The sequence below is a fragment of the Novosphingobium sp. fls2-241-R2A-195 genome, assembly GCF_030209485.1.
Taxonomy (GTDB): domain Bacteria; phylum Pseudomonadota; class Alphaproteobacteria; order Sphingomonadales; family Sphingomonadaceae; genus Novosphingobium; species Novosphingobium resinovorum.
This window is the reverse complement of the sequence record NZ_JARVRY010000041.1, coordinates 1-20,767: the sequence shown is the minus strand read 5'-3', so window position 1 is coordinate 20,767 and position 20,767 is coordinate 1. Positions and strand designations below refer to the sequence as shown.

Here is a 20,767-nt window from a genome sequence, read left to right as displayed (position 1 = left end):
CGCCTGGGCGGTTGATCGACAGGCGAACGATACCCGGTCAGGCCAGCGGGCCTGCCGTGAAACTCTCGCGCGTGATTTCGAAGATGACGTGCTCGACCATCACGCCGCAGCGCTCGTAGCTGCGCGAACGGCCCTCGACCAGACGGCCGCCGATATTCGCCATCGCCTTGCGCGAGATGACATTGTCCGCGCCCACTTGGAAGATGACACGCTCGAAATGCTGGAGTGCGTGCGCAAGCATCATGCGCTTGAATTCGGCGTTGTACCCGCCGCCCCAGTAGCGGCGTGCCAGGAACGTCCAGCCGATCTCGATTTCGCCGGGTTGCTCGACTTCGGGCGCTCCGTAGCGGGAGGAGCCGACGATTGCGCCGTTCTCCCGATCGAGGATCGCAAGGGCGCCGCCACCCGCCAACGCCTCGTCGAAGAAGGCGCGGAACACCGGCTCCTGCCAGCGATCGTGCGAGGGATGCACGGCCCAGATGTCGGGATCGGACGCGACTGCGAACAGCGCATCCCAATCCGCCTCGACCAAGGGCCGGAGCGTCAGCCGGTCCCCTTCGAGAACCGGCTCACGGTTCATGATCAGGCCGTCACGGCCGCGACGGCGGCGATGAACTGGTCGATGTTGCCGTCGGTCAGACCCGCAACGTTGATGCGGCCCGAAGCGGCAAAGTAGATACCGTATTCCGAACGCATCGCCTGCACCTGCTCCGGGGTGAAGGGGATGATCGAGAACAGGCCGTTCTGCAAACCCACTGGGGTCAGATCGACGCCGCCGGTCTTGCCGGCAGCCTGCAGCTTGGCGCGCACGCCGCGCATGCGCTCGCGCATTTCGTCGAGTTCGGCCAGCCACTGCGCGGTCAGCGCCTCGTCTTCGAGGATCACGCGAACCGCCGCGCCGCCGTGATCTGGCGGCTGCGACCAGTTGGCGCGCGCCAGCGAGTGACCGTTCGACATCACCTTGGCAAGATCGGCCGGATCGGCGACCATTGCGTAGAGCGCACCGACGCGGTCACGATAGAGGCCGAAGTTCTTGTCGCACGAATAGCAGATCAGCGCTTCGGGCACCGATGCCAGAACGCGGCGCAGGCCGTAGGCATCTTCTTCCATGCCCTGGCCGAGGCCCTGGTAGGCAAGGTCGAGAACCGGCAGGATGGTCGAAGCGGCCAGCAGTCCGGCGATCTCGTCCCACTCTGCACGGGTGTAGTCAATCCCTGTCGGGTTGTGGCAGCAGCCGTGCAGCAGGATGGCATCGCCTTCCTGCGCCGTGGCGATCGCGCCGCGCAGGGCGTCCATGTCGGCACCGGCCCCGGTCGCGTGGTTGAATTCAAGGACTTCGAGGCCGAGATCGGCGCAGATCTGGTTATGGTTCGGCCAGCTGGGCTTGCCGACGATGACGCGCTTGTAGCCCGCACGCTTCACCATCGCGAGCGCGAGACGCAGCGAACCGGTGCCGCCGGGGGTCTGCATGCCCTCGATCCGGCCGTCCATGGTCGGGTTGGCCTTGCCGAAGACGTAAGGCATCAGCTTCTCGACGAAGCCCATGTCGCCCTCGGGGCCGAGGTAGGCCTTGGAGTCCTGCTCCTCGACCAGCTTCTGCTCGGCCGCCTTGATCGCGGCGAAGACCGGCGTGTCGCCGTCGGCCGTCTTGTAGACGCCGACACCGAGGTCGATCTTGTCCGCACGCGGATCGTTGTTGTGGAGCTTGATCAGCGCAAGGAGCGCGTCAGCGGGCTGTTGCTTGAGATCGTTGAGCATGGCGGGCGGCCCTTAACCCCGCCCGCCGCTTGACGCAACCACCTAGTTGGAGGGTCGCGTCAATGCGCAATATCGTTGCGTCAGAAGGGCAGCCAGCTCTGCTTTTCGGAGAACTTCATATAGCCGATGTTGGCGCCCAGACGCAGTCCCGCGCCCGCGCGCACGGGAATCAGCACGGTGTTTCCGCGGCGCAGGTAGCTGACGGTGAAGCCGCCCACGAGATAGGCCTGGCCTTCGCCCGCGCCGAACCTGTGGAACAGGTCCTGGCTGTCGTAGAGGTTGTAGACGAGGACGAAGGCATTGCCTGCATTGGCTCCGGCATCGAAGCCGATCGAAGGGCCGGTCCAGTACACCGGCCGCTCTCCTTCCACCTTGTGGTGGAGTGTGCCCGAACCGTAGCGCAGGCCCACGGCAATCGCGCCGCCAGCCTCACGGCCGATGATGTAGGCGTTGGGCTCGCCTTGCTTGGCGAGCAGGTCCTTGATGATATCCGCGAGGCCCTTGGCGCCTTTGCCGAACACGCCTTCCGCTGCGCCGATCAGGTCGTCCTCGCGGTAGGTCGAACCATTGTCCTGCGTCGCGACAGCAGGTGCGGCGGGATAAGTCGGCGCGGGCGTGGGAGCAGGATAGGCCGGCTGCCCGCCGTTCCAGTCGGTGGCGGGGGGCCCTTCAACAGGCGTGCCGTTACCAGGATCAGTTGCAGGCGGCACCGGCGAATAGGTCGTCCCCCGGTTGAGGTCGCTATCGATCGCAGCGTCGGGATCGACGGTGGTGACTTGCGCTAAGGCCGGCGCAACAGGCATGGCGAGCGCCATAAACGCCGTCGCCAGCCCGATGACCGACCTGCGACGCGCCCCCCGAACAGTGTGCGTGCGATCTTGCATAGAATGACCCTTCATGGCGTGATTACCTTGCGTTCTCCACGCCGATACTGGCGCTTCCACGTTCCCCGCGCCCCATGCACGGTCAAAACTGGTATCATCCCACAAGAATCCACCGCGCATGACCTAGCAATGAACGGACGACGACCCGAGTCGGTTTTGCGGCGGATTGAACTTGAAACATGCGCCGAAGCGAGTGCCGAATAAATCTGCATTCTGGCACTCTTGCCCCCTTGCCGCCCCCGAATGCTCCCGTTATAGGCACCGCTCCAAGCCGCACTCGGAGACGTGGGTGAGTGGCTGAAACCAGCGGTTTGCTAAACCGTCGTGCCCTTAAGGGGGCACCCCGGGTTCGAATCCCGGCGTCTCCGCCACCGGCTTGTATAGCCACATTCGCGACCATCCGATAAAGCCCTGAGAAATCAGGTCTTTCGGGTGCTTCGTGTCCACCCGCATTCATCCCTGTTCGCCTGCAACCGATTCGTCGTGTGGGAAAAAATGTGGGAAGATTTGTGGCATGGGTAAGCTGCCCGCAACCGTTGTAAGAAACGCCACCAATCCAGGACGCCTGAGGGATGGTGATGGACTTTTTCTCATCATTCAACCCAGTGATACCAAGAGTTGGATGTGCCGGGTTCAGAAGGCTGGTAGCCGCCGCGACTTTGGCGTGGGCAGCGCGGCGAAGGTGTCGATCGCCCAGCCAAGGGAGCGCGCTCGGGAGATTCGGAGCTGGGTGGAGCTGGGCCTCGACCCCGTTTTCGAACGGCGTAAGGCCGAAGGCGTGCCTACCTTCAAGGAGGCCACTGCGGAAGTCCTAGCAGCCCAGCGCAAGACTTGGCGCAATGAGAAGCATGAAGGTCAGTGGCTTCGTACGCTGGAGACATATGTCTTCCCCAAACTAGGCAATGTCCAAGTCTCGGAAATCACCAGCCCATGATCCGCAATGTCCTGGCCGAAATCTGGCTATCCAAGCCTGAGACCGTACGGCGGGTCTGACAGCGTATTGGAGCAGTGCTCGACTGGGCCTTTGCCTCCGGCTTCCGAGAATCAGAGGCACCGATGCATCCGGTGACCAAAAGTCTGCCTAAGCAGCCGAAGAATGAGGGCCGTTTCGCAGCGATGCCCTATAATAAGGTACCCGCTTTTGTTGCCAGCCTCAGGACACGAAAGTCATTCAGCCGGATGGCACTCGAGTTTGCAATCCTGTGCGCTTCACGATCGGGGGAGGTTGGCGGCGCGCGGTGGGAGGAATTTGATCTGGAGAACTGCCTCTGGACGGTGCCGAAGAAGCGAATGAAGGCCAACCGCGAGCATGTCATTCCCCTCACGCCGAGCGCAATTCGGATCATAGAAAGAGCAGCCGCCCTCAAACTGGGTGATTGCCCCCTCGTCTTCCCTGGAGCGAAACGGAACATGCCGCTGTCCGACATGACGTTGGCGAAGCTTCTGCGTGAAATGAAGGAACCCTACACGGCACATGGTTTCAGGTCGGCATTTCGCGATTGGGTGAGCGAAGAGACTGAGCATCACGGCGAAGTGGCCGAGGCAGCACTTGCTCACGTTGTAAAAGACAAAACTGAAGCTGCGTATCGACGCGGAAACTTGCTCGAAAAGCGCCGATTGCTGATGAATGGCTGGTCAGCCTTTTGCGAGCCGCGCTGACGCACCTTGCCGCGAAGTCGATGTAGCGAACCGTCGCTTGCAGCGAGCGGCCTGACCTCGCCGGCAGCGAACTTTCCCCGTTCTCCAGCAGCCAAATCCACGCTCCCCAGTGCGGTCCGTCCGCCGATGCCTCTGAAGAGCGCCATTTCAGTCTGCCTTGTCAGAAGCACATTCACGCCTTTGGACAGAAGATAGCGCTTGATGCTGCGCGCGGCCTGTCGAATTCGCTGCTCGTTCTCGACAAGTGCGATGCGGACATATCCTTCACCCTGTTCGCCATAGCCGACCCCCGCTGCGACAGCCACTTTCGCCTGGGTCAACAACTCCTTCGAGAATTCGAGGCTGCCCATGTGCCGAAGGGCGGGCGGTAGCGGCGCCCATGCGAACATCGATGCGCTTGGGCTTGGTATCTCCCATCCGCAGCGGGCGAAGCTGTCGACGAGCACGTCGCGCCGCCGGTGATAGAGCCGGCGGTTCTTCTCGACGATGTCTTGCGGTCCATTGAGCGCCGCGACGGCGGCAGCCTGGATCGGTGTGAACGCGCCATAGTCGAGATAGGACTTCACCCGCGCCATAGCCGCAATCAGCCTTGGGTTCCCGACAGCGAAGCCGATCCGCCATCCTGCCATGCTGTAGGTCTTGGACAGACTGGTGAACTCGACGGCGACATCCTTCGCGCCCTTCGCCTGCAGGATCGATACCGTTGGCTTGCCGTCATAGTACAGCTCCGAATAGGCAAGGTCGCTTAGAACCCACAGTCGTTCTCCTTCGCGAATGCCACCAGGCGTTCGTAGAAAGCGAGGTCAACAGTCTCCGCCGTCGGGTTGGCGGGATAGTTCGTCACCAGCAGCTTCGGGCGGGGCACGGTGAAACGCATCGCGCGCTCGAGGCTCTCGAAATAGCGCTCGTCCGGCGTGGTCGGCACGCTCCTGATCGTCGCGCCGGCGATGATGAAGCCGAAGGTGTGGATCGGATAGGAGGGGTTGGGAGCAAGCACCACATCGCCCGGCTCGGTGATCGCAGTGGCCAGGCTGGCCACCCCCTCTTTCGATCCCATCGTGACGATCACCTCCGTCTCAGGATCAAGTTCGACGCCGAAGCGCAGGCCGTAATAATCGGCTTGTGCCCGACGCAGGCCAAGAATGCCCTTTGACTGGGAATAGCCATGGGCATCGGGCTTGCGCGTCGCCTCGATCAGCTTCTCAATGACATGATCGGGCGGAGGCAGGTCTGGATTGCCCATGCCGAGATCGATGACATCTTGCCCGGCAGCGCGCGCGGCTGCCCGCATCGCGTTGGTTTCCGCGATTACGTAGGGAGGCAGGCGCTTCATGCGATAGAACTCTTCGGTCATGGCTATGTCTCGTGAATGGACAGATCAGGTATGGATCAGGAGAAGCGCTTCGCACCGGCCACGCAGAGGATGACGATCACGGTCGATGCGATCATCGTCCATGCGACAGGCTCTCCGAGAACCACGCCTGCGAGGAGCAGACCAAGGAAGGGCTGAAGGAGCTGGAGTTGTCCGACGCCGGCGATGCCGCCAACGGCAAGGCCGCGATACCAGAACACGAAACCCAGCATCATCGAGAAGACCGAAACATAAGCGAAGCCGGACCAGGCGCGCCACCCGATGTCGGCCCAGTTCGCCGGCACTGTCGTCATGGCGAAGACGATCATGACCGGTAGCGAGAGGAGCAGAGCCCAACTGATAACCTGCCATCCGCCAAGCCGGCGGGACAGCGCCGCACCTTCAGCATAGCCCAGTCCGCACAGCACAATGGACGCCACCATCAGCAGGTCGCCGGTCAACGAACCGGCTCCACTGTTGTACAAGGCGAAACCGGCCACCGCAGCAGCCCCGATTGTCGAGAAAAACCAGAAGGCAGGTTTGGGGCGTTCGCCACCGCGCAATACGCCGAAGATGGCGGTGGACAGCGGAAGCAATCCCACGAAGACAACCGAGTGTGCCGCTGTGATGTGCTGGAGAGCAAAACCGGTCAGAAGCGGGAAGCCGAGCACTACGCCGATCGAGACGATGCCGAGCGGCAGCAGGTCGGAGCGCGCGGGCCGTGCTTGCCGGAGTGCCATGAGGAAGACCGCGCCAAGCATCGCTGCGATGACAGCACGCCCCGACGTTACGAACAGCGGCGTGAAGTCCGCGACTGCGAGACGTGTCGCCGGCAGAGACCCGCTAAAGATGATGACGCCCAGGAGGCCGCTGCCCCAACCGGCTGTATTCCGTTCCATAACTCCTCGCTTTCGCGATCCGACTATTCGGAGAGGTCTGGCCAAGACAGAGACAATACAATACAAAAATTGGTAACTGTATGGATATTTTATACCATACAATCAAAAAGGGCATAGCGATGGGTCGGTTGCGCAGCGGAACCAGAACCGAAGAACTCATGGACGCAATCCGTGCGAAGATCGCAAGCCGTGCAATCGGTCCGGGGGATCGGCTGCCCTCCGTCCGAGGATTTGCTGAGACCATGTCCGTGTCTCCATCCACCGTGGTCGAGGCCTATGATCGACTGGCGGCCGAAGGGGTGATCAGTGCACGCCGAGGTTCGGGCTTCTATGTGACGGGAAGCAGCATCTCGCCGATGTCGGTTAGCGAAATGGGGCCACGCCGCGAGCGGGCCGTCGATCCGTTCTGGATTTCCCGCCAATCTCTCGACGCCGATGCTTCCATGGCCAAGCCAGGCTGTGGCTGGCTGCCAACGGACTGGATGCCCCATGCCGCACTCCGCAAGGCATTACGATCACTGGCACGCGGTGAGGATGCACTGCTGACCGAATATGGCAGCACACATGGTTCGCTGGCGCTGCGCCGCCTGCTTCTCGGTCGTTTCGCCGAAGAGGGCATCGACGTGAGCGCTGACCAGGTTCTGCTGACCGGATCCGGCACGCAGGCCATCGATCTGATCTGCCGCTTTCTGCTGCATCCCGGCGACACCGTGCTGGTCGACGACCCCGGCTATTTCAATTTCCAGGCGCTGCTGCGCGCGCACCGTGTGAAGCTGGTCGGTATTCCATTCACGTCCACCGGTCCGGACACCGCGGCATTCGAAGCGGCGCTGATTGCGCATAAGCCAAGGCTCTACATTACCAACTCCGCGCTCCACAATCCAACGGGGGCAAGCATTTCGTATCAAACGGCGCACCGCCTGCTGAGCGCTGCCGGAGCCCATGACCTCACGATCGTGGAAGACGATATCTTCGCCGATTTCGAACCATCGCCGTCGCCGCGTCTCGCGGTCCTCGACGGACTCGACCGGGTGATCCGCATAGGGAGCTTCTCCAAGACCCTCTCCGCGGCCGTGCGCTGTGGTTATATCGCGGCGCGTCGCGACTGGATCGAGGGATTGATTGATCTTCAGGTTGCGACGAGCTTCGGTGGACCTAGCCCAGTGGCAACAGAATTGATCGCCGATGTGCTGGCGGGGGGTAGCTATCGAAAGCATATGGCCGAACTGCGCCAACGTTTGGCGCAGGCGCGGGACCATACTGCCGCACGTTTGGCGAAGTTGGGAATCATGCCATGGATCATGCCGCGAGGTGGTTTCTATCTATGGTGCCGCCTACCAGATGGTCTCGATTCCGCGGACATCGCCAGACACTGTCTGGAGGCTGGCGTTGTGCTAGCACCTGGCAACGTGTTCAGCGTGTCTCAGTCTGCGGCGCCGTTCATGCGCTTCAACGTAGCGCAATCGGACGACCACCGGGTCGAGCACGCTCTCATTCAAGCATTAGATCAATCAGTCCGACGGGAATGAAACCGCGTGAGCGGCTCGGTCGTTGGAACCTGCCATTCGCATTCTTATCGCGAACGGCAGGTTCATCCCAAGCCCAGCCCATCGCTGCTGCCCCTTAGGAGACGCTCAGAGCCAGAGTTCGGCTCCCCAGGTGCAGACCTTCCGCTCTTCTGGCAGCTCGCGACCAATAAAGGTCATCCTGAAAGGGTTTTGTCGCTTCCCGTACTTTCCGCCACGTCAATCGACCTCGACGCAGGCGCCTCAGGATGGCCGGCGTCATGGGGCCGATCTTCGTGGCGGGATCTTGCGGATCGCGATTTTCAGGTCGCGCGCGGCGCCCACGAACTTCGCCGTGAAGGCTTCCGCTATGAGCCGCTCGAGGATGAAGCGCTTGGCCGCGAGACAGACCTGACCCGTGTTCTGGAAGCGGGATCGCCGCCTCCAGCCTCGACCTCTTCAGGGTTCTGGTAGGGGCAGAGCGCGATCAGCGCATCGGTGGCGGGGTCGCGCGATACGGCTTCGGATGCAAAGATCTGGGCGGGGTTGGTCAGTGTGTCTAACATCGTGGGCTCCTAAGAACGGAAGCGGGGCTGCGACGGCTGTCAGAAATTCTGGCGAGTGGGGCGGATGACGATGGCGTTGATGTCGACATCGGCGGGTTGCTCGATCGCATAGGCAATGGCACGCGCGACCGAACTGGCCGGGATCGCCTGCCGGTAGCCCTGGCCGCGCGGCTCGATCTGCGTGCCTTCGCTGACCATGAAGCCCGCGCCGGCGCGCTGGGCATAGTAGCGGGCCATCAACGCGGTCGGCACGTCTCCGGGCTGGGCGGCGCGCTGGCTGTCTGGGGCGGCAGCACGATGCGGTTGCGCAAGGTGTGCTGGCCGAGCGGGACGGGGGTGAACAGGGCGGGGTGGCGGGTCATCATGATCTCCTCGGAGTGCGTGGATCAGCCGGCGCCTTTTGGCAGGCGCGCGGCATGGCTCCTTCCGGTCCGGCGGCGCGAAACGAAGGTGGCGGTCTGCTGCCGTCTCGTGTGGGATGGTGGCGGGTTTAGCGCCCTGGTTGCAGGCGGTGCGGCAACCCGAAGCGCCATGTCTGCGCCAGAAGTCCGATCATCTGAATTTCCTCTGCGTAGAAGGGCTGCGCGAGCAGCGCGGCGCCGATCCAGTGCTTCAGGTTGCGCATCGGGGCCTCCTCAGGCCGAAACGGGATCGAGGACGAAGGCGGTCCGCTCGGCAAGATCGCCGATCGCGGCCAGATAGGCCTGGAAGTGCGGGGTCGCGCGATGCGCGGCAACCGCGTCCGAGCCGGTGTAGAGCTCGTCCAGAACGAAGCGCGTGGGCTCGCTCTGATCCTGCCAGAGATCATAGCGCAAGTTGCCGGCTTCGGCCCGGCTCGGCGCGAGCATGCCCTCGAGCAGGGTACGGAGCTGGTCGGCAGCGCCGGGACGAGCGGTCAGGACGGCGACGATCTTCACAGGGTTGGTCATATGGGTAATCCTTGATGAATGGGTGGGCGTGGTGGCGCGCATCCGCAGCGCGCCACCTGTCATGCGCGTGCTCATGCGGCCGTCTGCGGGCCGCCGAGCGCCTCGATCATGGCCTTCGCGACTGCGTGGTCGGAGGCCGGGTTCTGGCCGGTGATCAGTTCGCGATCCACGACCACGTTGGCAACGAAATCTTCAGGAGCGGCCGAAACCTCGCCGCTGGCCAGCCGCAGGGCCTTCGGCATGTCGAAGTACAGTTCGCCCTTCAGCAGGTGCTCTTCGGCGATCTTCTCCTCGCTCGCCGAGAAAACCGTCATGCGATAACCCGCATAGATCCAACCCTTAGCGAGGTCGGTCGCCCTAGCGTCATCGCCCTCGATCAGGGCGGCCCTGTACGCTGCCGGGTCGGCCAGGGCGGCGACCACCGCGACGGGACCATGGCAGAGCAGCCCGGTCGGCTTGGCCGCCGCATGGAAGTGGCGCAGAATGGCGCCCGCCTCGCGGTCCTGCATCAGATCGACCGCCGGAGCATGGCCGCCCGGGACAAAGACGCCTGCAAATTCGTCCAGACCCTGTCCGATGACCGAGGCGAGGGTGTGGACCTCGTTCATGGCGGGGTCCTCGGCAAAGAAGTGCCGTGCGCGCTCATACGCGGCTTGGTCGCCTCCGAAATGCTGCACCGTATCCGATGCTTCGTCGATGTGCGGCTTGGTGCCGTCGGGCGTGGCGAGCACGACATCGTAGCCGGCCTCGATCAGCGCCATCGCGGGCACCACTGTCTCGTTCAGGTACTGGCCAATCGTGGCAGAGCCGCCGCCGCGCAGCTCGATCTGCGTGGCGTTGGATCCGAGGAAGAGCACTTTCGCATTAGTCATCTGAGTCTCCATTGTCTCACCGCATTTGCTGCGGACGAGTGAAAGGTGGCCCTATTCGACATATTCCAGAAGTTTATTGTCCTGATTTCAGTTATACGCTCTAGAGCATGTCTGTATGCGATACGACCTCAACCTGCTCCCGATCTTTGTTGCCCTGATGGAAGAGCGGAGCGTGACGCGCGCGGCCGAGCGCGTCGGGATGACGCAGCCGGCGCTGTCCAACGCGCTCTCGCGGCTGCGCCTGATGCTGCAGGATCAGCTTTTCATCCGCGAGCGTTACGGGATCCAGCCCACCGCCGTCGCGCTGGAACTCGCGCCCGCGATCGCCGATGCGCTGGCGAAGCTCGATGATGCTGTACTGGGCCAGCAGGGCTTCGATCCCGCCAAGGCCGAGCGGGTTTTCACGATAGCGCCCAATGGTTATGTCGAGTTCGTGCTTGTCCCCGCCATCGTCGCCCGGCTCCAGCAGGTGGCGCCCTGCATCAAGCTGCGGCTGACACCCTATGGCAACGATCTGGTCGAGACCGGTGTCGTATCAGGCACCACTGCGCTGGTGCTCGGCCGCATCGTCGATCCTCCCGACAATCTCGTCGTCCAGCATCTGATGGACGAGAGCCTTGCCTGTGCCGTGCGGGCGGACCATCCCACCGTGGGCGACGCGATGACGCGCGAGCAGTTCGAGGCGCTCAAGCACGTCAACATCATACCGCCGGGGCGAATGCGCGCGGGCCTGTTCCAGGCGCTCGCGCAGCAGCAGCTCAAGCGCGAGGTGGCGATTTCGGTGACCAACTTCTTCGCGGTCGCTGAGATGGTGGCCGTCACCGACTATTGCGCGACACTGCCGTCACTGATTTGCCGGCGACTACGACAGGATTCCCGCTTGAAAATTCTTACCGCGCCGGTGGATCTAGGTACGTTTCCCGTCGAAATGGCCTGGCATGTGCGATACCGACAGGATCCGGCGCACCGCTGGCTGCGGGGGCTGGTCGCGGAGATCGTGCGGGAACTGTCGGCTTCGGATTGATTGCGCCGAGCGTGCCACTTCCAACCTTTTTAAAGGGACCGCCGATCGTGCGAGTGTCGGCTCTTCGCCGAAGCCGACACTCGCCGACCAAGGCGAAAATGACGGCACTGCCCCACGATGCCGCCTACGCAATCGACCCAACGCAGATACTAGGCTTTCATTTCGAAACTCCAAAGTGCCAACCGTCAGCTATATCTCGCGGCTGTCGCTCGGAATTGTGCAATGGCGCCATCGGCAGGAGCCGCTCGCTGTGAGGGCAGCGGAGCTTTGTTCTCTGGCGTATGATCCCGAACATTCTCTCTGTCCCGATGTCGCACCCGATGTCTCGCCAAGGGGGACATAAGATGCGGACGGTTCGCAATGCTCGGAGAGCGGAACCTATGTTGCAAGCGACGACGAGCAGCGAGTGCTGTCGATCCAGTCTTTGGCGCTCTCCAAGCGCGTCATTGCCCCTGTAACGATGCGGATCACAGCTGGGCAAGTATCGTCGCCCCGCATCGAACCGAACTACGCCTCGCCCTCAAATCGCCATAGCCATCTGCGGCATTGCCCTTAACCGCCCCACGTCGCGGACAGGCGGGGCGCCGAAGAGGCGACGATATTCGCGGCTGAACTGGGAGGGGCTGTCATAGCCGACGCGGAAGCCCGCCTCTGCCGCATCAAGGCGGTCGGCCAACATCAGCGCCCGCGCTTCCTGCAACCGCAACTGCTTTTGATATTGCAGCGGAGTCATGGCGGTGGCCCGGCGAAAATGATCATGGAAGCTCGACAGGCTCATGCCGGCAAGGGCGGCAAGATGTGGTCCGCTGAATGGTTCGCGGAAATGGGCCTTGAGCCAGGCGATCGCTTTGGCCAGCTGGCTGGTGCGGCTTTCGCCGCTCGCTATCGCGCGCAGGATGCCCGCGCCCGGCCCGGTCATCAGTCGCACCAGCAATTCCCGCTCGATGAGCGGCGCGAGCAGCGGCGCGTTCGCCGGATCGCCGAGCAGCGCCGTCAACCGCGTCGCCGCATCAATCAGTTCAGGTGTCATCGGGTGCAGCGTCATCCCGCCCCTCTCCTCCGTGCCTGCCGGCAGAGGCGGCAGGGTTAACGCGATCTCCGACAACAGGGCGGGGTCGAGATAGAGGCAGAAGCAGAGATAAGGCGCGTCCGCGCTCGCCTGCGTCACAGCGCCTGTGATGGGCAGGTCGAGTGAGGCGACGAGATAGCTGGCAGGGCCATAGTTGATCACCGCATCGCCCAGCAGCACGCGCTTGCTGCCCTGCGCGATGATGCACAGCGCCGGACGCTGCACCATATGCACCGGCTCGCCACCCCGGCCCGAGCGGACCAGCGTGAGCCGAGCGATGGGCGTCTCGATGATACCGTCTCGCTCGGCGTATCGGGCAATCTGCTGAGCCAGTTCTTGATGCGCCATCAGTGCCTCGCCTAAAGCAGTCGGTACGATCAGCCTACACGGCTAATAGAGACCGATCCAGCGCGGCGCTATAAATCTGGAATATCGTGCAATCATCCCGGATGACCGTTCTACCTCCTCACGACCAGATAGCGCCATCTAAGGGGCATCGGATCGATGGTTCGGTCTGTCTGAACAGGAGTGACTATCATGGCCATAGAGGACAAGGTCATCGCGATTACCGGCGCCAGCAGCGGCATCGGCGAAGGCACGGCGCGGCTCCTGGCGGCGCGCGGCGCGAAGCTGATGCTGGGCGCACGCCGCACCGACCGGCTCGCAGCGCTGGCGGAGGAGTTGAACGCAGCGGGAGGCACAGTCGCCTTCCGGTCACTCGATGTCACCGACCGCGGCGATTTCGAGGCGTTCATCGCCGCGACCGAAGCCGAATATGGCCGCGTTGATGTGCTGGTCAACAATGCGGGGCTGATGCCGCTGTCGCGCTTCGACAGCCTGAAGGTTGACGAATGGGACCGTATGATCGACGTCAACATCCGCGGTGTCCTGCACGGCATAGCCGCCGCCCTCCCCCGCTTCAAAAGCCAGGGCAGCGGCCAGTTCGTCAACATTTCTTCGATCGGTGGCTATGCCGTGTGGCCGACCTGCGGCGTCTACAGCGCGACAAAATATGCAGTGCGCGCCATCTCGGAGGCGCTGCGCATGGAGCATGACGACATTCGCGTTACCATCATCGCGCCGGGCGTCGTGGAATCGGAACTGGCCCACACGATCACCGATCCGGTCGCGGCGCAGGCCATGGTCGATTTCCGCTCCATCGCGCTCACCCCGGACGCGATCGCGCGCGCCATCGCCTATGCGGTGGAGCAGCCGGCGGATGTGGATGTTAATACGTTGATCGTCCGGCCGGTTCGCTCAACAATCTGACGATGATGGGGGCATTCGCATATTGCCCCCATAACCTGGCAGCAGCCAAGGTCCTATGCGCTCCTGAATTTCTTGAAGCCTATAGAGGATAAAGGCGGCCAAACGGTGCAACCTATCGAATTATTAATACAAAGCTGACTGCCCAAAATGGCGCTCGATCTGGCGCTCGCCCTTGTCCGAACCGCCCCTTCTCGGACTCTCAGCGGTCACTTTTCGTTATCCAGTTGCGGACGTGCAGCTTCCCCTTTTCTGAAGGCCCAAGACTGCCCGTAAGGACCTTCGAGTTTAAAGCCCGGACGTTTGGCGGTGTGACCAATGAGGGCAATTGCGAGGTGGAGCAAGATGTTCGCAACTGCCCTCAGGTCAGCGCGATCAGAAGCGGAAGCTGCTGGTCACCATGACGCTCTGGGTGTCGAACTTGTCGCCACGATTGATGCTGGCTCCGCCCGAAGGGGTAATGCGGAAGGGATTGGTCGCAGGCGCCGTGCCGGCACCGACATCGACACGGTAATCGCCGGCATTGTAGCGGGTATAGAGATAGCGCGCACCGATCGAGAAGTTCTGCGCGACCTTGGCTTCAACGCCGCCACCGACGTTCCAGCCCCAGGCATCTTCCTTGCGGTTCACTTCCGTAAAGCTGTTCGCCCCGTTGCTGGTGGTGAAGCTGTTGCTCACCTTGGCGTATGACAGGCCGCCCGTCACATAGGGCATGATGCCGCTGCGCGTTGTCACGCCGAGCCGGGCACGCAGATTGCCGTTCCAGTCGATCTGACGGTGCATGGTGTAGTAGGCAGGCGTCGTCGAATATTCGCTCACGGCATCGTCGATGTACGTCTTGCCCGCTTCGGCGACCACGCCCGCGACGATGCTGCCGAACTGCCGGTCGTAGCCGACATGGCCCATCCAGCTCAGCGCATCCTTGTCGCCCCGGCAGCCGCTGGCCGGTGTCGAACCACGCGCTGCGCCGCCGCACGTGCCTGGCGAGAACGCGTTTGCGCCGGTGGTCGTCGTGACCGTGTCGTTGAAGGTGCCGTCGGCATTGGTGTCGAAGCGAAGATGCTCGTTGTTGTCGCTCTTCTGGAACGTGTAGCCGATCGAGCCGCCGACATACGGGCCGCTCCAGTCCACCGCGTCCCCGTCCTGCGCAAAAGCTGGCGCGGTAAGAGCGAGCGCCATCGCGCCCAAAGGCGCAAAGTACAGTGCCCTCATCGAAATCCTCCTTATCAGACGGCCAACTCAGCCGCTGTCGGAAGGGCAAACTGCGAGGGCCAAAGTTTGGTTGCGCCGGCTTACCATGACGTTTTGTTGCCCATGTGCCATTGTGTGCACAGCCGATGGCACGCCTCAGCCGAACGTGAATGCGTAGGCCTGAACGCCCGGGTCGAGGAACTCGATCGCGAAAGTCCGCTCCGCCATGCCGCCTTGCATCCTGACCAGCTGGTAGAGCCGCTGGCTCTCGACCACTCCGTTACCGCTAGCATCGACGTCGGCGCCATGGTCGGCTCCGGGGGCCTTGCCGTCGATGGTCACGCGGAACCGTACCCGCTGCCCCGACCGGGTCGGGCCGAGCACAAGGTGCAGGTCGCGCGCATAAAAGCGATAGACGATGCGGCCTCCGGCGGCCTCGAGCGAAGCCTGTTCGCGCCCGACCGTCCATGTGCCGCCGAGTGCCCAGTCGTCCCTGCGCGGTGATGCAGGGACCGCGTAGTCGTGACGAGTATCGCGCACGAGACCGCCCGGCGAGACGAACCGTTGCGCCTTTCCATAGCCGAGATAGGTTTCCGGCGATCGCGCCTTGCCCTGCCCCGCAGCGGCTCCGGTTCCGGTCGCCGACACGGTGACGGTCCCGGAATTACCCACCGCGTTTCCATTCTCTGCCAGCAAGCGCTGGATCACCCTCTCCGACTGCGCATAATCGCCTTCGCCGAAATGGTGGTAACGGATGCGGCCCTTACCATCGATGAAGTAGTGGGCGGGCCAGTAGCGGTTGCGGAACGCGCGCCAGACGGCATGGTCGTTATCGATCGCGACCGGATAGGCGATGTCGAGGTCGTGCACCGCCGTGCGGACATTGGCGGGGTCCTTCTCAAACGCGAACTCGGGCGTGTGGACGCCGATGACGACCAGCCCCTGGTCCCGGTACTTCTCCGCCCAGGCCCGCACGTAGGGCAGCGAGCGCAGGCAGTTGATGCAACTGTACGTCCAGAAATCGACCAGCACGACCTTCCCGCGCAGCGACTGCGGGGTCAGAGGCGGCGAGTTGATCCACTCACCGGCCCCCGCGAGCGAGGGGAAGGGGCCTTCGTCGGCCAGCCGTCCGCTGTTGCCCATCGCCGCAGAGGACATGGCATCATCCGGATGGAACCGGTCTAGCAAACCCTGCTCGAAATGCGCGGTGCCTGACAGCGAGAGCCGCGTCAGCAGTCCGGTATCCAGCCCCAGCGCGATCGCGGCAACGCCGATCAGAACGGCGATGCCCAGAACCTTGCGGATCCGCTCGCCCACGCCGATCGAGCGCTTCATTGCGGCAAAGATCTTGCCGCCCACTAGCAAGGCCAGCGCCAGCGAAGTCGCGGCGCCCGCCGCGTAAGCCAGCAGCAGCAGGCTCGTATGCGCGCTTGCGCCCTGCAGCGCGGCTCCGGTGAGGACGAGCCCCAGCACGGGCCCCGCGCAAGGCGCCCACAGCAGGCCGGTGGCGACGCCCAGCAGGAGCGAGGCAAAGAAACTCGATGCGCCGTGATCCGCCCGGTCAGCGGATTGGGATAGCCTTCCGCCCAACGCCACCAGCGGACGCGTCGCCCGGTCGGCAAGCGCGGGATACAGCAGCAGCAGCCCGAAGGCGGCAAGCACGACAAGCGCCGCGATCCGGCCATAGGCATTCGCCTGGACCGCCCATCCTCCCCCGACCGCCGCCAGCGTCGCTACGGCGGCAAAGGTCATCGCCATGCCCAGCAGCAACGGCAGGCCGCTACGCAGGAACGGCCTGTCGGCGCGCGCGAAGACGAAAGGCAGCACAGGCAGGATGCATGGGCTGATGATCGTCAGCACACCGCCCAGGTAAGCCAGCAGAAAAAGGATCATTGGTATCGCCGCCTTGCCGCAGGTCCCGAAGCGCGCGGCGCTCTGATGCGTCGGCGGATTCGGTATTGCGGTCCATAGACGCTTGCGCACCATAATGATCCATGAATGACGGCGGCATGCATCCTTCCGCCAGCTTGCATCGTATATTCACGCAGGAACCACGAAGCCGGAAAGCCTTGTTCATGAAGCGTATCGCCAGCATCGCCATGCTCGTTGTTACCGTCACTGCAGGTATGGCGGGAGCGACGGCGCTCATGCGCAAGAACAGCGCTCAAGCCGCCCCGACGCAGGCCGTATTCCGCATCCAGGCACCGGCATTCCAGGCCTCGGAGGTAGGCAAGCGCGAAACCGCCGTCTTCGCGGGCGGATGCTTCTGGGGCGTTCAGGGCGTATATCAGCATGTCCGGGGCGTGAGCAGCGCGGTATCGGGCTATGCGGGAGGCGATCGGGAAAACGCGAAATACGCCGTAGTTTCACGCGGGAGCACGGGCCATGCCGAGGCAGTGAAGGTGACGTACGACCCCCGGCAGGTCAGCTACGGACAATTACTGCACGTATTCTTCTCGGTGATCGCGGACCCCACGATGCTCAATGCGCAGGGACCGGATCGCGGCACCCAGTATCGCAGCGCGCTGTTCCCCCAGTCGCCGGGACAGCGCGAGACCGCGGAGCGATATATTGCCCAACTCGGCAAGGCAGGTGCCTGGAAGCGCCCCATCGTCACGCGCGTGGAGCCGTTTAAGAGCTTCTACCCAGCGGAAGCCTACCATCAGGACTACCTGACCCTGCACCCGGATTCGGCCTATATCCGCCGCAATGACCTGCCGAAGGTCACTGCGCTTAAAGCGACGTTCCCGGCGCTCTATCGCAGCAATCCCGTTCTCGTGTCCGGGCCGGGCACAAGTTCTGCAAAGGATCGTTGATCCTTCGGCGTAGCAGGGACGAGACCGGCAAATGCTTGAAGCGAGTTCTGCCTCACGGTTGGAAAACCGGGCACTTTTGGTCTCGGCGATCCATCTTGCCGCCAGCGGCGATGCGGCCGGATTGCGCAATGTCTATGACCTCACCTCCGCCAAGCTATTCGGTATTTGCCTTCGCATCTGCGCGGACCGGGAAGCGGCGGAGGATGTGCTACAGGATGTCTACGTGAAGGTCTGGAGACGGGCGGCGTCGTTCGACGCCTCTCGGGCCAGTCCCGTAAGTTGGCTCGCCACGATCGCGCGCAACGCCGCCGTCGACTGGCGTCGGGCCGAACATCGCCATGACGCCATGCCCTATAAAGCGATGGCCGCAATCGCGGACGATGCGCCGCTCGCCGATGCGCTGATGGAAGGCGATGAGGAAAGACGTAGGCTGCTTGTCTGCATCGAAGGCCTTCCCAGCGAGCAGTCCAGCGCCATCCGCAGCGCGTTCCTTCAGGGCTTTACCTACCAGCAGTTGGCGGAACGCAGCGATACGCCGCTCGGCACGGTCAAGAGCTGGATCCGGCGCGGCATGCTCAGGCTTAAGGATTGCCTGGGCCATGGTTGACGCAGCCGAGGAACAGGATCGCGGTGCTCTCGCCGCTGAACTCGCGCTGGGGCTGCTGGAAGGAGCCGAGCGAGCGCAGGCCTTGCGCTTGTGCCTATCCGATCCGGTCTTTGCACGCGAGGTGGAAGGATGGACCACAAGGCTATCTCCTTTGCTCGATACGCTCCCGCCCGTCCTGCCTTCGTCCCGGGTCTGGCATACGGTAGCGGCGCGCATCGGAGCCGCCCCGGAGGCGCCAAGCCTGAACCGACTGCATGCCTGGCGAGCGGGTGCGCTGATGTCTGGAGCCGTCGCGGCAGCGCTCGCCCTATTCATCGTACTGCGCCCGGTCGAGCCGACTGCACGCATGCCAATGGCCGTCTCGCAGCTAAAGGGGACCGATGAGGCGCAAGTTCTCGCCATCAGCTACGACCCTCGGAAAGGCATCCTGCAGGTCGGCTCGCAGGCGGAGCCCGGCGACGGCAAGCGCGCCGAGCTATGGGTCATCCCGCAGGACAGCGTCCCGCGCTCGCTGGGAATGATGGCGCACCAGGGAGGCGCCATTCCCGTCGATCCCGCAATGCGCCCGCTTATTGCTGCGGGAGCGACGCTGGCCGTTACTATGGAAGATCCCGCCACCGCGCCCCATGCCGCGCCGAGTAGCCTGCCGGTGATGACGGGAAAAATCTCGATGATCTGATTTCTCCTGCATCCGGACCGGCATGCGCTCCGTATCTTCGGGGCATTCCATCCAAAGGAGTGCGCGAAAGAGGATCCCTGACATGCAAGCATTATCCCGCAAGTTCGCCTCCGGCCTGGCCGCCGCCCTGTTGCTCAGCGGCGGCGTAGCCATTGCGGCCAAGAACCCGATGGTGGGCGGCGCCGCGATGTATTCGACCAAGGACATCGTCGACAACGCCGTCAACTCCAGGGACCACACCACCCTCGTCGCCGCGGTTAAGGCTGCTGGGCTCGTCGATACGCTGAAGGGCCCCGGTCCGTTCACCGTCTTCGCGCCCACCAACGCCGCTTTCGCCAAGCTGCCCAAGGGCACCGTGGATTCGCTGCTCAAGCCTGAAAACAAGGCGATGCTGACGAAAGTGCTGACCTACCACGTCGTCGCGGGCCGCATGACCGCCGCCGACATCGCCGCCAACGCCAAGGCCCATGGCGGCAAGGCCATGCTGACGACGGTAGAGGGCGAGAAGCTGACCGCCTGGAAGGACAAGGCCGGAGCCTGGTGGCTAACCGATGCCAAGAGCGGCAAGGCGAAGATCACCATCGCCAACGTCATGCAATCAAACGGTGTCATCCACGTGGTCGATACCGTGCTGATGCCCTGACCACGATTTCAACGACACATGGGGCTTGTGGGCCGTTGGCCCGCCGCCCCATGTATCTCCTGCATACTTTCAAGCGACAGGATTTTCGCGGCCATGACTTCGAGCTTTTTTTCCTTGGACCGCCGCGCCTTCACGTCGGCGGGGTTCGTTGCAGGCGCGATTGCACTGACAGTTGGACCATCTGTCGGCGCTCCGGCGGCAAGTCTCCGCCTGCCGGACGCGGAATGGCGCCGACGCCTATCCCCTCAGGCCTATGCGGTGCTGCGACAGGGGAGTACCGAGCGTCCCTATTCGAGCCCGCTCCTCAAGGAACACCACAAGGGTCGCTTCCTGTGCGCGGGCTGCGACCTGCCCTTGTTTTCGTCCACTACCAAGTTCGATAGCGGAACGGGGTGGCCCAGTTTCTGGAACCATTTCCCGAGCGCCCTGAAGATCGTTACCGATCGCTCCATGGGCATGGTTCGCAGGGAGGTGCGTTGCGCCCGCTGCGACGGGCACCTCGGCCACGTCTTCGACGACGGGCCACCCCCTACCGGACTGCGTTACTGCATGAATGGCGCTGCGCTGGCATTCCGGTCCGCCTGACGCGCGCCACCGGGATGGTCAGGTGCGTGGCCGGAAAGGCCAGGTCGTGACGCTCGTCGCCCATAACGGCCACCAGATAAGCACCGGCTGTAAGGCAAGGCGTGGTAAGTGGTAGGCCAGTCCCAGTCCGTAGCCCGGCTTCGCAAGGTCGAGTAGCATGTGCTGGACATTCGCCGGCCAGACGCACAGGGTGTAAGCGGCGAGCCCCCACGCCGCAGCAGCGCGAAGCCGAGGCTTCCAAGGCTGCCCGATTCCCGCGGCACCGGCGATCTCGGCAAGACCGGTCAGCATGACGACTAAGGCAGGCGCAGGAACCCAATCCGGGACGATGGCGACGAATGGTGCCGAGATCGCCAAATGTAGCGTGCCAGCTACGGCATAGAGTATCGCCAGCACTACACAGGAATATCTAGTCGGCCGTGAACAATGCGATGTTCGTTTCGGCGACGGGTAGATTGCGTCCG

22 protein-coding genes, 1 tRNA gene and 2 pseudogenes are annotated in these 20,767 nt (G+C 63.2%); 11 read left to right on the top strand and 14 right to left on the bottom strand.

Annotated elements, in window-relative coordinates; translation table 11 throughout:
- Window positions 1-37: 37 nt before the first annotated feature.
- The 3 genes from QRN25_RS25175 to QRN25_RS25165 all read right to left on the bottom strand — a co-directional run bounded on the left by QRN25_RS25175 (window position 38) and on the right by QRN25_RS25165 (window position 2,642).
- Window positions 38-580, bottom strand: a complete 543-nt coding sequence (locus QRN25_RS25175) for a GNAT family N-acetyltransferase (protein ID WP_271184339.1) — start codon at window positions 578-580, stop codon at window positions 38-40.
- Between the two features lie 2 nt (window positions 581-582).
- Complete coding sequence (locus QRN25_RS25170; RefSeq protein WP_285022161.1) at window positions 583-1,758, bottom strand: amino acid aminotransferase; 1,176 nt, start codon at window positions 1,756-1,758, stop codon at window positions 583-585.
- A gap of 80 nt (window positions 1,759-1,838) precedes the next feature.
- Complete coding sequence (locus tag QRN25_RS25165; RefSeq protein ID WP_502910499.1) at window positions 1,839-2,642, bottom strand: DUF1134 domain-containing protein; 804 nt, start codon at window positions 2,640-2,642, stop codon at window positions 1,839-1,841.
- Between the two features lie 279 nt (window positions 2,643-2,921).
- Here QRN25_RS25165 and QRN25_RS25160 point away from each other — a divergent pair.
- The 3 genes from QRN25_RS25160 to QRN25_RS25150 all read left to right on the top strand — a co-directional run bounded on the left by QRN25_RS25160 (window position 2,922) and on the right by QRN25_RS25150 (window position 4,301).
- Window positions 2,922-3,013 (top strand) — tRNA-Ser (locus QRN25_RS25160).
- A 143-nt stretch (window positions 3,014-3,156) separates the two neighbouring features.
- Window positions 3,157-3,576 (top strand): Arm DNA-binding domain-containing protein, encoded by a 420-nt coding sequence (locus tag QRN25_RS25155; RefSeq protein ID WP_285022158.1) that lies wholly within the window; start codon window positions 3,157-3,159, stop codon window positions 3,574-3,576.
- Window positions 3,577-3,650: 74 nt separating this feature from the next.
- Window positions 3,651-4,301 (top strand): tyrosine-type recombinase/integrase, encoded by a 651-nt coding sequence (locus QRN25_RS25150; RefSeq protein ID WP_285022156.1) that lies wholly within the window; start codon window positions 3,651-3,653, stop codon window positions 4,299-4,301.
- 170 nt (window positions 4,302-4,471) lie between these two features.
- Here QRN25_RS25150 and QRN25_RS25145 read toward each other — a convergent pair.
- Both QRN25_RS25145 and QRN25_RS25140 read right to left on the bottom strand, forming a co-directional pair.
- Window positions 4,472-5,655, bottom strand: a pseudogene (locus tag QRN25_RS25145) (LL-diaminopimelate aminotransferase); the annotation flags it as partial.
- A gap of 35 nt (window positions 5,656-5,690) precedes the next feature.
- Window positions 5,691-6,551, bottom strand: a complete 861-nt coding sequence (locus QRN25_RS25140) for a DMT family transporter (protein WP_285022155.1) — start codon at window positions 6,549-6,551, stop codon at window positions 5,691-5,693.
- 80 nt (window positions 6,552-6,631) lie between these two features.
- Here QRN25_RS25140 and QRN25_RS25135 point away from each other — a divergent pair, with 80 nt between their 5' ends.
- Window positions 6,632-8,080: an aminotransferase-like domain-containing protein gene (locus QRN25_RS25135; protein WP_285022154.1), complete on the top strand. Its 1,449-nt coding sequence runs from the start codon at window positions 6,632-6,634 to the stop codon at window positions 8,078-8,080.
- Window positions 8,081-8,335: 255 nt separating this feature from the next.
- Here the strand turns inward: QRN25_RS25135 and QRN25_RS26415 are convergent.
- From QRN25_RS26415 to QRN25_RS25115, 5 genes and pseudogenes are all read right to left on the bottom strand, one after another.
- Window positions 8,336-8,482, bottom strand: a pseudogene (locus tag QRN25_RS26415) (aldehyde dehydrogenase family protein); the annotation flags it as partial.
- 179 nt (window positions 8,483-8,661) lie between these two features.
- Window positions 8,662-8,874, bottom strand: coding sequence for a hypothetical protein (locus tag QRN25_RS26470; RefSeq protein ID WP_502910498.1), 213 nt, complete (start codon window positions 8,872-8,874; stop codon window positions 8,662-8,664).
- 238 nt (window positions 8,875-9,112) lie between these two features.
- Window positions 9,113-9,247, bottom strand: coding sequence for a hypothetical protein (locus tag QRN25_RS25125; protein WP_271184330.1), 135 nt, complete (start codon window positions 9,245-9,247; stop codon window positions 9,113-9,115).
- 10 nt (window positions 9,248-9,257) lie between these two features.
- Window positions 9,258-9,551 carry a putative quinol monooxygenase gene (locus QRN25_RS25120; RefSeq protein WP_285022151.1) on the bottom strand — a complete coding sequence of 98 codons (294 nt, stop codon included), beginning with the start codon at window positions 9,549-9,551 and terminating at the stop codon, window positions 9,258-9,260.
- A 71-nt stretch (window positions 9,552-9,622) separates the two neighbouring features.
- On the bottom strand, window positions 9,623-10,423 hold the full coding sequence (locus QRN25_RS25115; protein WP_285022148.1) for a type 1 glutamine amidotransferase domain-containing protein: 801 nt from the start codon (window positions 10,421-10,423) through the stop codon (window positions 9,623-9,625).
- Between the two features lie 115 nt (window positions 10,424-10,538).
- Between QRN25_RS25115 and QRN25_RS25110 the strand changes: the two genes are divergently transcribed.
- Window positions 10,539-11,447: a LysR family transcriptional regulator gene (locus QRN25_RS25110; RefSeq protein ID WP_271184327.1), complete on the top strand. Its 909-nt coding sequence runs from the start codon at window positions 10,539-10,541 to the stop codon at window positions 11,445-11,447.
- Between the two features lie 520 nt (window positions 11,448-11,967).
- On the opposite strand, the gene QRN25_RS25105 is transcribed toward QRN25_RS25110, so the two are convergent.
- The gene (locus QRN25_RS25105; protein WP_285022145.1) at window positions 11,968-12,864 is read right to left on the bottom strand and encodes an AraC family transcriptional regulator; all 897 of its coding nucleotides are present in this window, start codon (window positions 12,862-12,864) and stop codon (window positions 11,968-11,970) included.
- Between the two features lie 189 nt (window positions 12,865-13,053).
- Between QRN25_RS25105 and QRN25_RS25100 the strand changes: the two genes are divergently transcribed.
- Complete coding sequence (locus QRN25_RS25100) at window positions 13,054-13,785, top strand: SDR family oxidoreductase (RefSeq protein WP_271184325.1); 732 nt, start codon at window positions 13,054-13,056, stop codon at window positions 13,783-13,785.
- A 372-nt stretch (window positions 13,786-14,157) separates the two neighbouring features.
- On the opposite strand, the gene QRN25_RS25095 is transcribed toward QRN25_RS25100, so the two are convergent.
- A complete protein-coding gene (locus QRN25_RS25095) occupies window positions 14,158-14,994 on the bottom strand; it encodes an outer membrane protein (protein ID WP_285022143.1) in 837 nt (278 codons plus the stop codon).
- Between the two features lie 135 nt (window positions 14,995-15,129).
- Window positions 15,130-16,866, bottom strand: a complete 1,737-nt coding sequence (locus tag QRN25_RS25090; RefSeq protein ID WP_285022141.1) for a cytochrome c biogenesis protein DipZ — start codon at window positions 16,864-16,866, stop codon at window positions 15,130-15,132.
- Between the two features lie 182 nt (window positions 16,867-17,048).
- On the opposite strand from QRN25_RS25090, the gene msrA reads away from it, so the two are divergent.
- The 5 genes from msrA (at window position 17,049) to msrB (ending at window position 20,303) form a co-directional block, all read left to right on the top strand.
- On the top strand, window positions 17,049-17,789 hold the full coding sequence (gene msrA, locus QRN25_RS25085; RefSeq protein WP_285022139.1) for a peptide-methionine (S)-S-oxide reductase MsrA: 741 nt from the start codon (window positions 17,049-17,051) through the stop codon (window positions 17,787-17,789).
- Window positions 17,790-17,820: 31 nt separating this feature from the next.
- A complete protein-coding gene (locus QRN25_RS25080) occupies window positions 17,821-18,396 on the top strand; it encodes a sigma-70 family RNA polymerase sigma factor (RefSeq protein WP_285022137.1) in 576 nt (191 codons plus the stop codon).
- Complete coding sequence (locus tag QRN25_RS25075; RefSeq protein ID WP_285022135.1) at window positions 18,389-19,075, top strand: anti-sigma factor; 687 nt, start codon at window positions 18,389-18,391, stop codon at window positions 19,073-19,075. The genes QRN25_RS25080 and QRN25_RS25075 overlap by 8 nt, the downstream gene beginning before the upstream one ends.
- An 82-nt stretch (window positions 19,076-19,157) precedes the next feature.
- Window positions 19,158-19,718 (top strand): fasciclin domain-containing protein, encoded by a 561-nt coding sequence (locus QRN25_RS25070; protein WP_285022133.1) that lies wholly within the window; start codon window positions 19,158-19,160, stop codon window positions 19,716-19,718.
- A gap of 93 nt (window positions 19,719-19,811) precedes the next feature.
- Entirely contained in the window at window positions 19,812-20,303 is a 492-nt protein-coding gene (gene msrB, locus QRN25_RS25065) for a peptide-methionine (R)-S-oxide reductase MsrB (RefSeq protein WP_285022131.1), read from the top strand.
- Between the two features lie 18 nt (window positions 20,304-20,321).
- On the opposite strand, the gene QRN25_RS25060 is transcribed toward msrB, so the two are convergent.
- Window positions 20,322-20,759, bottom strand: a complete 438-nt coding sequence (locus tag QRN25_RS25060) for a DoxX family protein (protein ID WP_350224269.1) — start codon at window positions 20,757-20,759, stop codon at window positions 20,322-20,324.
- Window positions 20,760-20,767 lie beyond the last annotated feature (8 nt).

Coding starts and splice junctions, on each gene's coding strand:
- QRN25_RS25175 (WP_271184339.1), bottom strand. CDS start 580: ATGAACCGTGAGCCGGTTCTCGAAGGGGACCGGCTGACGCTCCGGCCC.
- QRN25_RS25170 (WP_285022161.1), bottom strand. CDS start 1,758: ATGCTCAACGATCTCAAGCAACAGCCCGCTGACGCGCTCCTTGCGCTG.
- QRN25_RS25165 (WP_502910499.1), bottom strand. CDS start 2,642: ATGCAAGATCGCACGCACACTGTTCGGGGGGCGCGTCGCAGGTCGGTC.
- QRN25_RS25155 (WP_285022158.1), top strand. CDS start 3,157: ATGGGTAAGCTGCCCGCAACCGTTGTAAGAAACGCCACCAATCCAGGA.
- QRN25_RS25140 (WP_285022155.1), bottom strand. CDS start 6,551: ATGGAACGGAATACAGCCGGTTGGGGCAGCGGCCTCCTGGGCGTCATC.
- QRN25_RS25135 (WP_285022154.1), top strand. CDS start 6,632: ATGGATATTTTATACCATACAATCAAAAAGGGCATAGCGATGGGTCGG.
- QRN25_RS25125 (WP_271184330.1), bottom strand. CDS start 9,247: ATGCGCAACCTGAAGCACTGGATCGGCGCCGCGCTGCTCGCGCAGCCC.
- QRN25_RS25120 (WP_285022151.1), bottom strand. CDS start 9,551: ATGACCAACCCTGTGAAGATCGTCGCCGTCCTGACCGCTCGTCCCGGC.
- QRN25_RS25115 (WP_285022148.1), bottom strand. CDS start 10,423: ATGACTAATGCGAAAGTGCTCTTCCTCGGATCCAACGCCACGCAGATC.
- QRN25_RS25110 (WP_271184327.1), top strand. CDS start 10,539: ATGCGATACGACCTCAACCTGCTCCCGATCTTTGTTGCCCTGATGGAA.
- QRN25_RS25105 (WP_285022145.1), bottom strand. CDS start 12,864: ATGGCGCATCAAGAACTGGCTCAGCAGATTGCCCGATACGCCGAGCGA.
- QRN25_RS25100 (WP_271184325.1), top strand. CDS start 13,054: ATGGCCATAGAGGACAAGGTCATCGCGATTACCGGCGCCAGCAGCGGC.
- QRN25_RS25095 (WP_285022143.1), bottom strand. CDS start 14,994: ATGAGGGCACTGTACTTTGCGCCTTTGGGCGCGATGGCGCTCGCTCTT.
- QRN25_RS25090 (WP_285022141.1), bottom strand. CDS start 16,866: ATGATCCTTTTTCTGCTGGCTTACCTGGGCGGTGTGCTGACGATCATC.
- msrA (WP_285022139.1), top strand. CDS start 17,049: ATGAAGCGTATCGCCAGCATCGCCATGCTCGTTGTTACCGTCACTGCA.
- QRN25_RS25080 (WP_285022137.1), top strand. CDS start 17,821: ATGCTTGAAGCGAGTTCTGCCTCACGGTTGGAAAACCGGGCACTTTTG.
- QRN25_RS25075 (WP_285022135.1), top strand. CDS start 18,389: ATGGTTGACGCAGCCGAGGAACAGGATCGCGGTGCTCTCGCCGCTGAA.
- QRN25_RS25070 (WP_285022133.1), top strand. CDS start 19,158: ATGCAAGCATTATCCCGCAAGTTCGCCTCCGGCCTGGCCGCCGCCCTG.
- msrB (WP_285022131.1), top strand. CDS start 19,812: ATGACTTCGAGCTTTTTTTCCTTGGACCGCCGCGCCTTCACGTCGGCG.